Raw genomic sequence first — 14655 nt, 5'->3', positions numbered from 1 at the left:
CCCCTAAATCGAAGGCACATGCCCGTGGACCTGTTCGCCGCCATCCGGCTGCCGCCGGAAATCCTGTTCGGAAACGGCCAGCGCAAGGCCGTGCCGGATATCGCCCGGCGCCTCGGGTCGCGGGTGCTGATCTGCACGGATCAGCGCTTCGCCGGCTCGCAGCCCTTCGACGAGATGATCCGGGGGCTGCGCGAGGCCGGACTGGCGATTCTCGTTCATGATCGCACCGAGCCCGACCTGCCGCGCGACTCGGCTGCCGAATGCGCCGAGGCGGCGCGCAGCTTCGCGCCCGATGTCGTCATTGGCGCGGGGGGCGGCAGCTGCCTCGACATGGCGAAGTGCGCGGCGCTGCTGCTCAGCCATGGCGGACGTCTGCCGGACTATTACGGCGAGCTGAAAGTGCCCGGCCCGGTGCTGCCGGTGATCGCGCTGCCGACGACCGCCGGCACCGGCTCGGAAGCCACCCCGGTGGCGGTGATCTCCGATCCCGACCGCACGCTGAAGATCGGCGTTTCCAGCCCTTACCTCATTCCCGCGGCTGCGGTCTGCGATCCCGAGCTGACGCTGACCTGCCCGCCGGCCCTCACCGCCATCGCCGGCGCCGACGCGCTCACCCATGCGATCGAAGCCTTCACCGCCGGTCGCCGCGCCCCGTCATCTGAGCTCCCTCAGAAGCATGTCTTCATCGGCAAGTCCGCGCTGACCGATCATTTCGCGCTGCTGGCCATTCGGCTGCTCGGCCGCAGCCTGGAGCGCGCCTGGCGCGATGGAGCCGACGCGGACGCGCGTGCGGAGGTGATGATGGGCGCTCTGGCGGCAGGCTGTGCCTTTGGTACGGCGGGCACGGCGGCGGCCCATGCCATCCAGTATCCGGTCGGCGCGCTCACCCACACGCCGCACGGGCTCGGCGTCGCGACGCTGCTGCCCTATGTGATGCGCTTCAATCGCGATGCGGCGCTCGACGAGATGGCGGAGATTGCGCGCGCCCTGGGCGCCGGCGATCCGGCCGGGTCGCGCGAGGCGCTGGCGGATGCCGCGATCGCGGAGGTGGCGCGACTGTTCGCGGCGATCGGCATCCCCCCGACCCTGGCCGAACTCGGCCTGCCGGAAGAGCGCCTCGCCTGGACGGCCGAGCAGGCCCTCGGTGTCGAGCGGCTGATCAAGAACAATCCGCGCCCCTTCACCCCCGCCGACATGCGCGACCTGCTCGACGTGGCCTATCGCGGAGACGCCGCCGAGACCCCTCGCCATCTCCTCACCACGGATCAACTCGCATGAACGTCGCAGCCCCCCTTGCCGGGTCGATGATGCCCGGCTCCCCGCAGATCGATCCGGCCGCCTGCGCGCTGGGCTTTCGTATCGGCGGCGTCTGGACATGGCCCGAGGGGCGTGGCGCCATTCCGGTGGTCGACCCTTCCGATGAAACCGTCCTCGCCGAAGTCGCCGATGCGACGCCGGACGACGCCCTCGCCGCGGTCGAGGCGGCGGCAGCGGCAGCGGCCGGCTGGCGGGCGACCCCGCCGCGTCGGCGGGCCGAGGTGCTGCGCCGCTGCTTCGAACTGATGAGCGCCCGCAGCGAGGCACTCGCGCGGCTGATCTCGCTGGAAAACGGCAAGGCGCTCTCGGATGCCCGCGGCGAAGTCGCCTATGCCGCGGAGTTCTTCCGTTGGAATGCGGAGGAGGCCGTGCGGATCAGCGGCGATTTCGCGCTGTCGCCGGCGGGCGGCAACCATATCATCGTCGACTACGAGCCGATCGGCATCTGCGTGCTGATCACGCCGTGGAACTTTCCGGCGGCGATGGCGACCCGCAAGATCGCCCCGGCGCTGGCGGCGGGCTGCACCGTCGTATTGAAACCGGCGAGCGAGACCCCGCTGACCGCCTATGCGCTCGCGGCGATCTACGAGGAGGCCGGCGTGCCGCCCGGCGTCGTCAATGTCCTCACCACCTCCGCGCCCGGACCGGTGACCGCCGCCATGCTGGATGATCCGAGGGTGCGCAAGTTGTCCTTCACCGGCTCCACGCCGGTGGGGCGCAGGCTTCTCGCGGAGGCGGCCCGATCGGTGGTGAGCTGTTCCATGGAACTCGGCGGCAATGCGCCGCTCATCGTGTTCGACGATGCCGATCTCGAGGTCGCGCTGGAAGGCGCCATGCTCGCGAAGATGCGCAACGCCGGCGAGGCCTGCACGGCGGCCAACCGCATCTATGTCCAGGCTGGCATACATGACCGCTTCGTGGCCGAGTTGACCACGCGAATGGCCGGCCTGAAGGTCGGGCCCGGCGTCGAACCCTCAACCCAGTGCGGCCCGATGATCACCCGAGCCGCAGTCGAGAAGATCGAGCGTCTCGTGGCCGATGCGCAGGAGCGCGGAGCACGGCTGCTGTGCGGCGGCGCGCGGCCCGAGGGGCCCGGCTTCTTCTACCCGCCGACGGTGCTGGTTGACGTGCCGGTGGCCGCGGCGATGAGCTGCGAGGAGATATTCGGCCCCGTTGCGGCGGTAAGCCGCTTCGAGACCGAGCCGGAGGCGATCGCACTGGCGAACGACACCGAGTACGGCCTTGCCGCCTATGTCTTCACGCGCGACCTCGCCCGCGGCATAAGGGTGGCCCGGCAGATCGAGACCGGCATGGTGGGGCTGAACCGAGGGCTGGTGTCGGATCCGGCCGCGCCGTTCGGCGGGATGAAGCAGAGCGGCCTGGGACGGGAGGGCGGTGCGCATGGCGTGCTCGAGTTTCTCGAACCGAAATACATCGCGACCACGCTCTAGCGGCTGACCCGACATATGGCCGATCCGTTCCGTACCCGCGACCATGTGCCCGACTTCGACCGGCATGTCGCCGCCTATGCCGAACGCAGCGCCCAAGCGCGGGCACGTCTGCCGCTGAAGGCGGACATCGCCTACGGGCCGGCGCCGGGGGAGAGGCTCGATCTCTTCTTTCCCCCGCGGGGTGCGGCGACAGGCGCCGTGCACATGTTCGTCCATGGCGGCTATTGGCGCATGTTCGCGAAGGAGGATTTCTCCTTCGTCGCCGAGACCGTCACCGCCGCCGGCGCGATCGCGGCGATCATCGACTACGACCTGATGCCCGCCGTGCGGCTGGAGACGGTTGTCGCGCAGGTTCGGCGCGCCCGCGACTGGCTTCGCGATCACGCTGCCGCGCATGGCGGGAACCCGGATCGGCTGACGGTGAGCGGCCATTCCGCCGGCGCCCATCTGTGCGCGCTGCTGATGGATCTGGGCCAGCCAGCCGAGGCGCTGCGGGGCGCGCTGCTGCTCAGTGGACTCTACGACCTCGCGCGGCTGCAGTCCTCGTTTCTCCGCGACCTCATCGCGCTGCGCGACGACGAGGTGGCGCGGTTCAGCCCGCTCCGCCTGCGCTATGGCGCGGGTCCGGCCGTGACGGTCCTGACGGGCGAAAAGGAAACGCCGCCGTTCCATCTTCAGGCCGAGGCGTTCGCGGCGCATCTGCGGCGGGCCGGTACGCCGGCCGAAGGCGAAACGATCGCCGATGCCGATCACATGAGCATCGTTGCTGATCTCGGCACGCCCGGCACCCGGATGGCCGCGCTGCTCGCCGGCATGCTGGCGGGGTGAGGCGTTCGCTGTCGCCCCAGCCGCTGATCGCGCGCCGGCGGGGTGCCGTCGGAGCGGTGCTTGCGCCTGCCGCGCCGATCCCCTAAGCGCCGGCATCGCGTTCATCGATACGCGGCGTCCAGACGCTCACCCAAATGGGCTCATCTTTGACGCGATCGGGTGCGACGTGACCGCATCGCCGGTCCGGCGATGTCTGCCGAAGCGTGGGGATGCAATGGCTGGAAGGAATGGGGGCAGGGCAGAGCGCTGCCCGGCGTGGCGGGGTCTGATCACGGTCACCGTATCGATAACGGCGGCCGCGCTGTCCCTTGGCGACGCGTGCGCCGGCGAGGTCGCGACCTCGCCGGCCCCCATCGAGACGGTTTCTGCCTCCCATTGCGCCAATCCCGCAGCGCTCGGCACCTCGCGTGTCCTCGAGGTGGGGACGCAGGGCGGTCCGGCGGTGGGGCTCAAATCCTATCCGCAGACCTTGCGGCTGTCCGACCACGAGGTGGTGCTGACCTTCGATGACGGCCCGCTGCCCGGTCCGACGGGTGCGGTTCTCGATGCGCTGGCGCGCGAATGCGTGAAGGCGACCTTCTTCCTGATCGGGCGCAATGCCGCCCAGCACCCCGCCCTGGTTCGGCGTGAGGTCGCCGAGGGGCATACGGTTGCCCATCATTCCCAGTCACATCCCGAAGCGACACTGCGGGGTCTCGCCCCGCCCGAGGCGGAGCGCGACCTGATGCGCGGCATCGCCGCGGTGGAAAAGGCGGGCTGGGGCGCGGACGCGCGGCCGGAGGCGCCGCATGTGCCGTTCTTCCGCTTCCCGGGCTTTGCCGACACGCCCGCGCTGCGCGCCTTTCTGGCGAGCCGCAATATCGCGATCTTCGGGGCGGATGTCTGGGCATCCGACTGGAAGCCGATGACCCCCGAAGCGCAGCTCGACCTGCTGATGACGCGGCTCGACGCAGCCGGGCGGGGAATCGTCCTTCTGCACGACACGCGTCAGCAGACGGTGGCGATGCTGCCGCGCTTCCTCGGCGAACTGAAGCGGCGTGGCTACCGGGTGGTGCATATCGTGCCCGGTTCGGGGGCCGCCAATACCGTTCCGGCGCCGGCGGGATGGACGTCGGAGACGGAAGCGACCGTGCAGCGGATTCTCCATCAGCGCAGTCGGTCCGCCGCGGCGAAGCCAGCGGCGGTTCCGCCGGGAGGTGCCGCGCCTTCCGCCGGATCGGCACCGACGGCCTCCCCCGGCCCGGCGGCGACGGCGCCATCACGGCCGCGACCCTTACCGTCCTCCATGCCTCCATCGCCGTAACAGCGGGGCGGATGGCGCCGGTTGCCGCAACGCGCGCTGCGCGGAACGCGTGCTTCCGGAACGGTTGCCGCCGGGGCGCGTTTCCCCCGCGCATCACCGGAGGTCTGCCAGATGACGTTTCGCCTGTTTCCCGCGATGACCCTCGCCGCCACCATCGGCGCGCTGTGCTTCATACAGTCCACCCGCCGTCCCGGCGACGAGCATAATTCCGCTGCCGCAGCGCCCGCCCGCGATGCGGGCCCCGCCAATATGGAAAATCCGCCGGACAGCTGGGACAAGGTCGACCAGGCCGGGGACGAATCCTTCCCCGCCAGCGATCCCCCCGCATATTGAGCGCCGTCCCGCGTGGGTCGACCGTCCCGCCCGGCGGCCGGTCGACCTCAGCCGCCGATGATCTCGCGAATGCGATTGGCGAGGACATCCATGGCGAACGGCTTGGTGATCATCGCCATGCCGGGCTCGAGAAAACCCGAGGCGAGGGCCGCGTTCTCGGCATATCCGGTCATGAACAGCACCTTGAGGTCGGGCCGCGTGACGCGGGCGCCGTCCGCAACCTGACGCCCGTTCAGACCCGGTAGTCCGATATCGGTGATGAGCAGGTCGATCCGCCGGTTCGACTGCAGGATTTCGAGGCCCTTTGGACCGTCGCCTGCCTCGATCGCGCGGTAGCCGAGTTCGCCCAGCACCTCGACGATGAGGCCGCGCACCACGGCCTCGTCCTCCACCACGAGCACGACTTCTCCCGCATCCGAGCCCGGCGCATCCCGCAGGCTGGTGGCGATCTCCTCGGGGTCCTCCTCGCCGCGATGGCGCGGCAGGTAGAGCTTCACGGTGGTGCCGTGGCCAACCTCCGAATAAATGCGAGCATACCCTTCCGACTGACGCGTGAAGCCGTAGATCATCGACAGGCCCAGGCCGGTGCCCTGCCCGATGGGCTTGGTGGTGAAGAAGGGTTCGAAGGCGCGGGCAATGATCTCCTTGCTCATCCCGATACCGGTATCGGTCACGCAGATGCAGACATACTGGCCGGGCTTCACATCACGCTGACGTGCCGCATAGTGGCTGTCGAGATGGGCATTGCAGGTCTCGATGGTGAGCTTGCCGCCGTCGGGCATGGCGTCGCGCGCGTTGATGGCGAGATTGAGGATCGCGCTTTCGAGCTGGTTCGGGTCGCATCGGGTCAGCCAGAGCCCCCCGGCGAGAACCAGTTCGAGCTGGATGCGCTCGCCGAGCGTGCGCCGGAGCATGTCCTCCAGCGAGGCGATGAGGGGATTGGCCCGAACGGGGCGTGGGTCCAGCGGCTGGCGGCGGGAGAAGGCCAGCAGGCGATGCGTCAGCGCCGCCGCGCGCTGGGCCGAGCTTTTCGCGCCGGCAAGCCAGCGCGTCAGGTCGTCCGTGCGCCCCTGAGCGATGCGGTTGCCGAGAATGTCGAGGCTACCGGTAATGCCCTGCAGAAGGTTGTTGAAGTCATGGGCGATGCCGCCGGTGAGCTGGCCGACCGCCTCCATCTTCTGGCTCTGCCGGAGCGCCTCCTCGGTGCCGCGCTGCTCGGTGATGTCGCGCCCCACCGCGTGGATACGGCCGTCATGGGGCACCGCGGTCCAGGCCACCAGGCGATACTCGCCGTTCTTGGCGCGGTAGCGGTTCTCGAAGGCAAACGTCGTCGCGCCGCTGGACAGGCGGCCGATCTCGCGGGCGGTGATCTCGAGATCATCCGGATGCAGGAACGCGGCGAGTGATTCACCCACCAGATCGGCCTCCTCCCACCCCAGCAAGCGTTTGGCGGAGGGGTTCACGGCGGTGATGACACCCTCGAAGTCGCAGACCAGCATCAAGTCCTGGCTGATCGTCCAGAGCCGGTCTCGATCGCGGGCATAGGCTTCCTCGGCGCGTTTCTGCGCCTCTATTTCGGTATTGGTGCCAACCCAGGACGTCGCCACGCCCCGCGCATCGGTGAGGGGTACAGCGCGCGCGAGGTGCCAGCGATAGGTGCCGCCGGCGTCGCGCAGGCGAAACTCGGTCTCGTAGGTTGTGCCGGAGGCGAGGGCCTGCGCCCAGCGTTCGGCGGCGGCCGGCATGTCGTCGGGATGCACGATCCGCGTCCATCCGTTGCCGTCGAGGCTACCGCGTTCGGCGCCCGAATAGGCGTAGACCTGATGGTTGAACCAATCGAGTTCGCCATTGGCGCGTGCAGTCCAGACCTGATTGGGCATGTTCTGGGCGAGGGCGCTGAACTGGCCTTCGCTCTTCTCCAGCGCCAGCTGGATGCGGCGGCGCTCGGTGACGTCCTGGACGGCGCCCACCATCCGCACCGGTTCGCCCGCGTCGTTGCGCTCGTAGCTGGCCTTGCGGGCGATGATGCGTTCCTCGCCGGTGTCCTGCCGCTGGATGCGGTACTCCACGTCGAGCGGCGCCGACCCTGTCGCCCGCTTGGCGGCATTCGAGATGATGGCGGCGTCCTCGGGCAGGACGAGACATTCCACGCTTGCGGTCGGGATCTGTTCGGCATGGGCGATGCCGAATATGCGGCAGAATTCCGGTGTGGCGCTGATCATGCTGGTGGCGATATCCACCGAGAACAGGCCGACGCCGCCGGCGACCTGCGCCCGCTGCAGGCGTTCCTCACTCTGGCGAAGCGCTGCCTGCGCCTGATATTCCTGCGTCTGGTCGCGCATCAGCTTCACGAAGCCGATCGGCATGCCGTCCTCGTTGCGCAGCGGGCTCATTTCGCTGAGGCCCCAGAAGCGCTCGCCGGAGTTCTTCACGTGCCAGCGCGCATCATGGGCGCGGCCCGTCTCGAGCGCCTCGCGGCGCTTGGCCTCCGGCCGGCCGGAGGCCTGGTCCTCGGGCGTGAAGAAGATGGACATCGGCTTGCCGATCATCTCGGGCTCGGACCAGCCCAGCATCTCGCTCGCACCCCTGTTCCAGAGCGTGATGCGTCCCTCGAGATCGGTGGCGACGATGCCGTAGTCGATCGCGCTGTCGAGAATCTGGCGGTTGTGGGCCTCGCGCTCCCGCAGCACGCCTTCGGCGCCGGCGCGCTGGATGTGCGCCCAGGATCGTTCGGTTACCTCGCGGATGATGCCCAGTTCATGATCCGACCAGCGGCGCGGCACCTTGTCGTGGATCGCCATCAGCGCCGCGAGGCGCCCCTCCTTGATGAGGGGCATGCAGATGGTGGCGGCGACACCGATCGCCTCGAACTGCCGGGCTTCCTCGGGGAGAAGTTCGGCGCGGTTGTCGTTGATGACCAGCGGCCGTCCGGCGCGCAGTTCGCGGACCGCCAGCGTGCCGAAATCGGTGAGTCTGTAATGGCCGAGGATCGACGGGGAGCCCGGAGCGTGCCAGTTGCCGCGGATGGTGAAGCCGTCCTCGTCGTCGTCCATGTCGGCATAGGCGCAGTTCGACACGCCGAGATAGCGGGCGGTCATCTGCGTCGTAATGGCAAGAATCTCCTCGGCGGCCGGACGCGAGACTACCGCACGGCCGAGTTCGTCCAGAAAACGCAGCTTGGTCTCGCTCTCCTCCAGCGCCGCGCGGTTGTGGTGCGCCTCGGTCACTTCGACCACCACCGCGATCACCCCGGCGGGTCTGCCGTCCTCGCCGCGCACCGGGGAATAGTCGAGATTGAGCCAGACCTGTTCGGGATGCCCGTCGCGCAGGAGGGTGAGCGGGAAATCCCTGTAGCTGAGAGTTTCGCCCGCCAGGCCCACGCGCATGACGTTGGCGTTGAAATCCGCGACTTCCGGCCAGCCTTCGAGGACGTTGGCACCGAGCAGTCGGCTGTCGCGCCCGCCGGCAAAGATGGAATAGGCGTCGTTGTAGATCATGACGCCGAGTTCGCCCCACAGCAGGACGAGGGGAACCGGGCTCGCCAGCATCAGGCTGATCGTATTGCGCAAGCTCCCGGGCCACCCGTCGATGGAGCCGATCGGCGTTTTCGACCAGTCATGATCGCCGATGCGCCGCCCGAGTTCCCCGCCGCCGGTGAGAAAGGCGCGGTCGGAAAACCCCGCGCGACGATCCGGCCCCATCGAAACCCCCTGGCCCAGACCGGGCCGCACGCAACTCTCGAGACATATCAACCGGCAAAAACGTTCGAACGGTAAAAGAGTTCCCTGCCGGCAACCGATTTTACCGTTGGTCCCGGCCTTCATGTCGGGCGGAACGCGGCAGGGGGGCGCGTAGGGGGCAGCGGCTGCGATCATTCTCCGCGGGCTGAGCATAGCCGCTCCGGGCCGTCGGATCGCAACTTGCTATCCGTCGCCCCTGGTTGGTAGGGGCGACCGCGTCCTCGGACGCCTGCGGGGAATGTCTGGTGCTGAGGGGGAAGAGGAGTGATTGGGCAATCGCTCGACTCAGCGCGGGTCGGTAGGCGAAAACGCGCGGGGAGGAGGCCGCATCGTCTTTTGCCGGAGATGCGTTCGGGGCACTCTCGGGGGATCGTTCCCCATTTGCGAGGGCCGGCAATGTCGCTTTCCTTTCTCCACTCCAAGGGGGCGGAACTTCCCATCCGCATTCCCGCCATCGGGCTCGATCTCTTCGTGCGCATGCCGCCCGCCGCCAGCGGCGGGGCGTTCTGCCTCATCGAGACGATCAATGCGCCCGGCTTCGGCCCGCCGCGCCACCGCCATCCCGAGGCGGAGATCTTCCGCGTCATCGAGGGGCGCTATCTCTACGAAGCCGACGGGCGACGGTTTTATGCGGAGGCAGGCGATGTGGTCTGCATTCCCGGCGGAATGGCCCATGGCTTTGTCAATGTCACCGACGCCCCGGCACGCCAGTACATCCTGATGACACCGTCGCTCGATGCCGCCGCTTTCTTTGCCGAACTCGCAGGCGTGATGCGGGACGGGGTTCCGGACACGGCGGCGCTCAACGCGTTCGGACTGAAGTGGCACGTTGAGTTCATCGGACCGCCGCTTCGCCGGAGCGACCAGCCCACCGAATGAGTTCAGCGCGCGCATCTCGGGCATAAAAGTAAAACAGTATGACTATTCAGCCCGGAAAAGCTGTGGCATAGATACCCCGTCCGAAAGCGCCCGGGACGTGGCGCGAGGACTCCACCCCATGGGAGAAACGCCAATGACTTTCAGGGCCTTGCTGCTCGCGACCGCCGTCTCCGGCACGCTCTTCTCCGTCGGCGCGCATGCCGCGGACCTCACCATCGGTTTCTCGCAGATCGGCTCGGAATCCGGCTGGCGCGCGGCCGAGACCACCGTTTCCAAGGCCGAAGCCAAGAAGCGGAACATCAATTTCAAGATCGCCGATGCCCAGCAGAAGCAGGAGAACCAGATCAAGGCGATCCGCTCCTTCATCGCCCAGGGCGTCGATGCCATCTTCCTCGCACCCGTCGTGGCCACCGGCTGGGATGCGGTGCTGAAGGAAGCCAAGGAAGCCAAGATCCCCGTGGTGCTGCTCGACCGCGACATCGACCCGTCCGGCAAGGAACTCTATCTCACCGCCGTCACCTCCGATTCCGTGCATGAGGGCAAGGTCGCCGGCGAGTGGCTGGTGAAGACCGTCGCCGGCAAGCCGTGCAACGTCGTCGAGTTGCAGGGCACGGTTGGCGCCTCGGTCGCCACCAACCGCAAGAAGGGCTTCGAGGACGGCATCGCCTCGGCGTCGAACGTGAAGATCGTCCGCAGCCAGACCGGCGACTTCACCCGCGCCAAGGGCAAGGAAGTGATGGAGAGCTTCATCAAGGCCGAAGGCGGCGGCAAGAACATCTGCGCCGTCTACGCCCATAATGACGACATGATGGTCGGCGCCATCCAGGCGATGAAGGAAGCGGGCCTGAAGCCCGGCACCGACGTGCTGACCGTGTCGATCGACGCGGTGCCGGACATCTTCAAGGCGATGGCGGCCGGCGAGGCCAATGCCACGGTGGAGCTTACGCCGAACATGGCCGGCCCGGCCTTCGATGCGGTCATGGCCTACAAGGCCAAGGGCACCGTTCCGCCGAAGTGGATCCAGACCGAATCGAAGCTTTACACCCAGGCGGACAACCCGAAGGCCATCTACGATTCCAAGAAGGACCTCGGTTACTGAGCGACTTGCCGCGGGCGTGTCCCGCGGACCGCTTCCTGTCACGCGGGCCGGTTCGACTCCGTTCCGGCCCGCCCCGGCCGTCCTGCGCTTCCGAGGCCGCGATGTCTCCTGACGATGCTCTCACGCCCTCTTCTCCCGGAGCGGGCGAAAAACCGTCGCTGCTCGCGATCAGCGGATTCTGCAAATCATTTGCCGGCTTCGTCGCGCTGGACCGCATCGATTTCACCCTGCGGCACGGCGAGATCCATGCGCTGCTCGGCGAGAACGGTGCCGGCAAGTCCACGCTCATCAAGACCATCACCGGCGTGGTGACGCGCGATGCCGGCGTCATGCGGGTCGATGGCGAGGCGATGGCGCCGCGCTCGGCCGAGGAGGCGCTCAAGGCCGGCATCGCCACGGTCTACCAGGAGGTCAATCTGGCGCCCAACCTCTCGGTGGCGCAGAACCTTTTCCTCGGCCGGCAGCCGACGCGGTTCGGCTTCGTGCGCGAGGGCGAGATGCGCCGCCGCGCGGAAGTGCTGCTGGCCGAGTTCGGCCTGTCCATCGATGTCGGAGCCCCGCTCGAGAGCTATTCCGTCGCCATCCAGCACATCGTCGCCATTGCCCGCGCGGTCGACCAGTCCGCGCGCATCCTGATCCTCGACGAACCCACCGCCAGCCTCGACGCCCACGAGGTCGAGGTGTTGTTCGCGGTCATGCGCCAGCTGAAGGCGCGCGGCATCGGCATCGTCTTCGTCACGCATTTCCTCGATCAGGTCTACGCCGTCTGCGATCGCATCACGGTGCTGCGCAACGGCCGTCTCGCCGGCACCGCGCCGATCGGCGAGCTGGCGCGGATCGATCTGGTGCGGCTGATGCTCGGCCGCGAGCTCAGCGAGGCGACCGCGAGCCGCCCCGCCCGCGAGGGTGCCGCGGGCGGGGCGCCGGTCGCCGCCTTCGCGGGCTACGGCAAGGCGGGGTATGTGGCCCCGTTCGATATCGAGCTGCCGGCCGGTCACGTGGTCGGCCTCGCCGGCCTGCTCGGTTCGGGGCGCACCGAGACGGTGCGTCTTGTCTTCGGCGCCGAGAAGGGCGACTGCGGCCGTGTCCGGGTCGACGGGCGCGACGTGAGCATCGGCTCGCCGCGCGAGGCGATGCGGCTCGGCTTCGGTTATTGCCCGGAAGAGCGCAAGACCGAGGGCATCGTTGCAGAACTCACCGTGCGCGAGAACATCGTGCTGGCGCTGCAGGCCCAGCGCGGCGCGTTTCGCCCGCTCTCGCGGCGCGAACAGGATGAAATCGCCGCCCGCTTCATCCGCCTGCTCGACATCCGCCCGCCCGATCCCGAACGTCCGATCGGCCTACTTTCCGGTGGCAACCAGCAGAAGGCCCTGCTGGCCCGCTGGCTCGCCACCAAGCCGCGCCTGCTCATCCTCGACGAGCCGACGCGTGGCATCGACGTCGGCGCTCATGCCGAGATCATCAAGCTGATCCGCGACCTGTGTGCGGAGGGCATGGCGCTGCTCGTGGTATCGTCCGAACTCGACGAGATCGTCACCTATGCCAACGAGGTGATCGTGCTGCGTGACCGCGCCCATGTCGCGCGCCTGACCGGCGAGGCGGTCAGCGTGCCCGCCATCCTCGCCGCCATCGCCGACGCGCCGGAGCCGGCGCCGGCCTTGGCGTCGTGAGGAGGGCCATCATGGCGCTGCGCCTTCCCCGCATCGGCACCGCGCAATTCGTCGCGCTGGGCCTCATCCTGTTCGCAAACTGGCTGGTCTCGCCGCAGTTCTTCGACATCCGCCTGCAGGACGGGCGGCTGTTCGGCAGCCTTGTCGACGTGCTCAACCGCGGCGCGCCGGTGGCGCTGCTCTCGCTCGGCATGGTGCTGGTGATCGCCATGCGCGGCATCGACCTCTCGGTGGGCGCGGTGATGGCGATCTGCGGAGCGATCGCCGCCAGCCTCGCGGATACCCATGCGCTGCCGGTCGTGCTGGCCGCCGCGCTCGGCGTCGGCCTCGCCTGCGGGCTGTGGAACGGCTTCCTGGTCGCCGTGCTCGGCATCCAGCCGATCGTCGCGACGCTGATCCTGATGGTCGCGGGCCGGGGCATCGCCCAGCTCATCACCGAGGGGCGCATCGTCACCTTCTCCTCGCCGGATCTCGCCTTCCTTGGCGGCGGCTCGATCCTCGGCTTGCCGACGCCGGTGGTGCTGACCCTCGGCATGACCGCGCTGACGCTCGCCATCGTGCGCGGCACGGCTCTCGGGCTGATGATCGAGGCGACCGGCGGCAATCCGCGCGCCAGCGCCCTCGCCGGCATCGGCACGCGGCTCATCACTGTCGCCGTCTACATGTGGAGCGGCCTGTGTGCCGCGCTCGCCGGCATCGTGGCGGCGGCCGACATCCTCGGCGCCGACGCCAACAATGCCGGGCTCTGGCTCGAGCTCGACGCGATCCTCGCGGTGGTGATCGGTGGCACCTCTCTGTTCGGAGGGCGCTTCTCGATCATCCTCGCGGTGGTCGGCGCGCTGATCATCCAGGCGATGAACACCGGCATCCTGCTCTCCGGCTTCCCGCCAGAAACCAACCTCGTCGTCAAGGCGGTGGTGGTGCTCGCCGTGCTGCTCGCCCAGTCGCCCCGGCTCGGCGGCCATCTCGCCGGGCTCAGCGTCCTGTTCGAGCGGCGGAAGTGAAGGGGACCCCGATGGCCTACGCATCCCTTCGGCGCTCGCTCGGTCGGCTGACGCCGGTGCTCGCCACCAGCGTCGTGTTCGTGTTGGGTTTTCTTGTCTGCGCGGCCATCTACCCCAACTTCGCCTCGCTGCGGGTGGTGATGAACCTGCTGACCGACAACGCCTTTCTCGGCATCGTCGCGGTGGGCATGACCTTCGTGATCATCTCGGGCGGCATCGACCTGTCGGTCGGCTCCGTGATCGGCTTCACCACGGTGTTCCTGGCGCTGGCCATCGAGCGCTGGGGCGTGCCGCCGCTCGCGGCCTTCGCCCTCATCCTGCTGCTCTGCGCGGCCTTCGGGGCCGGCATGGGCGCGGTGATCCAGTATTTCGACCTTCCGCCCTTCATCGTCACGCTGGCCGGCATGTTTCTGGCGCGCGGGCTCAGCTTCCTGATGTCGACGGAGTCGATACCGATCAACGCCGAGCTCTATGCCCACCTGTCCGACCATGCGTTGCGCTTCGAGGGCGGCGCGCGGCTGACGGTCCCGGCCATGATCATGCTGGCCGTGGTCGCGGCGGGGATGACGTTGCTGCATCTCACCCGCTTCGGCGCGAATGTCTATGCGCTCGGCGGCTCGCGGACGGCCACGGCGCTGATGGGCATCAACGTCAACCGCACCACCGTGCTCATCTATGCGCTGTCGAGCGTGCTGGCGGGGCTGTCCGGCATCGTGTTCTCGCTCTACACATCGTCCGGCTACTCGCTGTCCGCCGTCGGCGTCGAGCTCGACGCCATCGCCGCGGTGGTGATCGGCGGCACGCTGCTGTCGGGAGGCTACGGCTTCGTGTTCGGCTCGTTCCTCGGCGTGCTGATCCAGGGCCTGATCCAGACCTATATCAGCTTCGACGGCTCGCTTTCGAGCTGGTGGGCGAAGATTGCCACGGGCCTGCTGCTCTTCGCCTTCATCGCCTTCCAGCAGCTCACCGTGCATCTCGCCCGCCGCCCGCGGCGCGGCGCGCCCGCTCTGGCAGCTCATTCCTAGCCGGGA

11 protein-coding genes are annotated in these 14655 nt (G+C 68.4%); 10 read left to right on the top strand and 1 reads right to left on the bottom strand.

The annotated features are described in order from the left end of the window. Positions 1-24 precede the first annotated feature (24 nt). From ACEUEL_RS15080 to ACEUEL_RS15060, 5 genes are all read left to right on the top strand, one after another. Positions 25-1278, top strand: coding sequence for an iron-containing alcohol dehydrogenase (locus tag ACEUEL_RS15080; RefSeq protein ID WP_405707586.1), 1254 nt, complete (start codon positions 25-27; stop codon positions 1276-1278). 26 nt (positions 1279-1304) lie between these two features. Further along, positions 1305-2768 (top strand): NAD-dependent succinate-semialdehyde dehydrogenase, encoded by a 1464-nt coding sequence (locus ACEUEL_RS15075; RefSeq protein ID WP_405707585.1) that lies wholly within the window; start codon positions 1305-1307, stop codon positions 2766-2768. 15 nt (positions 2769-2783) lie between these two features. Continuing rightward, positions 2784-3596, top strand: coding sequence for an alpha/beta hydrolase (locus tag ACEUEL_RS15070; RefSeq protein ID WP_405707078.1), 813 nt, complete (start codon positions 2784-2786; stop codon positions 3594-3596). A gap of 214 nt (positions 3597-3810) precedes the next feature. Then, positions 3811-4899, top strand: coding sequence for a polysaccharide deacetylase family protein (locus tag ACEUEL_RS15065; protein ID WP_405707076.1), 1089 nt, complete (start codon positions 3811-3813; stop codon positions 4897-4899). Positions 4900-5010: 111 nt separating this feature from the next. Next, positions 5011-5232: a hypothetical protein gene (locus ACEUEL_RS15060; protein WP_405707074.1), complete on the top strand. Its 222-nt coding sequence runs from the start codon at positions 5011-5013 to the stop codon at positions 5230-5232. 47 nt (positions 5233-5279) lie between these two features. Here the strand turns inward: ACEUEL_RS15060 and ACEUEL_RS15055 are convergent, their stop codons facing one another. Further along, on the bottom strand, positions 5280-8933 hold the full coding sequence (locus ACEUEL_RS15055) for a PAS domain S-box protein (RefSeq protein WP_405707073.1): 3654 nt from the start codon (positions 8931-8933) through the stop codon (positions 5280-5282). A 384-nt stretch (positions 8934-9317) separates the two neighbouring features. Between ACEUEL_RS15055 and ACEUEL_RS15050 the strand changes: the two genes are divergently transcribed. The 5 genes from ACEUEL_RS15050 (at position 9318) to yjfF (ending at position 14649) form a co-directional block, all read left to right on the top strand. Next, positions 9318-9851, top strand: a complete 534-nt coding sequence (locus tag ACEUEL_RS15050; protein ID WP_405707583.1) for a cupin domain-containing protein — start codon at positions 9318-9320, stop codon at positions 9849-9851. A gap of 133 nt (positions 9852-9984) precedes the next feature. Then, complete coding sequence (ytfQ, locus tag ACEUEL_RS15045; RefSeq protein ID WP_405707072.1) at positions 9985-10950, top strand: galactofuranose ABC transporter, galactofuranose-binding protein YtfQ; 966 nt, start codon at positions 9985-9987, stop codon at positions 10948-10950. 101 nt (positions 10951-11051) lie between these two features. Next, complete coding sequence (locus ACEUEL_RS15040; RefSeq protein WP_405707071.1) at positions 11052-12620, top strand: sugar ABC transporter ATP-binding protein; 1569 nt, start codon at positions 11052-11054, stop codon at positions 12618-12620. Between the two features lie 11 nt (positions 12621-12631). Further along, on the top strand, positions 12632-13624 hold the full coding sequence (locus ACEUEL_RS15035; RefSeq protein ID WP_405707069.1) for an ABC transporter permease: 993 nt from the start codon (positions 12632-12634) through the stop codon (positions 13622-13624). A gap of 11 nt (positions 13625-13635) precedes the next feature. Next, positions 13636-14649 carry a galactofuranose ABC transporter, permease protein YjfF gene (gene yjfF / locus ACEUEL_RS15030; RefSeq protein WP_405707067.1) on the top strand — a complete coding sequence of 338 codons (1014 nt, stop codon included), beginning with the start codon at positions 13636-13638 and terminating at the stop codon, positions 14647-14649. Positions 14650-14655 lie beyond the last annotated feature (6 nt).

Source organism: Ancylobacter terrae, from assembly GCF_045108345.1.
Classification (GTDB): Bacteria; Pseudomonadota; Alphaproteobacteria; order Rhizobiales; family Xanthobacteraceae; genus Ancylobacter.
The sequence above is the reverse complement of the archived record's forward strand: the minus strand, read 5'-3'. Positions and strand labels throughout refer to the sequence as shown.

What these genes read in the sequence shown, in the direction of transcription:
- ACEUEL_RS15075 (WP_405707585.1), top strand. Translation starts at nt 1,305, where the DNA reads ATGATGCCCGGCTCCCCGCAGATCGATCCGGCCGCCTGCGCGCTGGGC.
- ACEUEL_RS15070 (WP_405707078.1), top strand. Translation starts at nt 2,784, where the DNA reads ATGGCCGATCCGTTCCGTACCCGCGACCATGTGCCCGACTTCGACCGG.
- ACEUEL_RS15065 (WP_405707076.1), top strand. Translation starts at nt 3,811, where the DNA reads ATGGCTGGAAGGAATGGGGGCAGGGCAGAGCGCTGCCCGGCGTGGCGG.
- ACEUEL_RS15060 (WP_405707074.1), top strand. Translation starts at nt 5,011, where the DNA reads ATGACGTTTCGCCTGTTTCCCGCGATGACCCTCGCCGCCACCATCGGC.
- ACEUEL_RS15055 (WP_405707073.1), bottom strand. Translation starts at nt 8,933, where the DNA reads ATGGGGCCGGATCGTCGCGCGGGGTTTTCCGACCGCGCCTTTCTCACC.
- ACEUEL_RS15050 (WP_405707583.1), top strand. Translation starts at nt 9,318, where the DNA reads ATGCGTTCGGGGCACTCTCGGGGGATCGTTCCCCATTTGCGAGGGCCG.
- ytfQ (WP_405707072.1), top strand. Translation starts at nt 9,985, where the DNA reads ATGACTTTCAGGGCCTTGCTGCTCGCGACCGCCGTCTCCGGCACGCTC.
- ACEUEL_RS15040 (WP_405707071.1), top strand. Translation starts at nt 11,052, where the DNA reads ATGTCTCCTGACGATGCTCTCACGCCCTCTTCTCCCGGAGCGGGCGAA.
- ACEUEL_RS15035 (WP_405707069.1), top strand. Translation starts at nt 12,632, where the DNA reads ATGGCGCTGCGCCTTCCCCGCATCGGCACCGCGCAATTCGTCGCGCTG.
- yjfF (WP_405707067.1), top strand. Translation starts at nt 13,636, where the DNA reads ATGGCCTACGCATCCCTTCGGCGCTCGCTCGGTCGGCTGACGCCGGTG.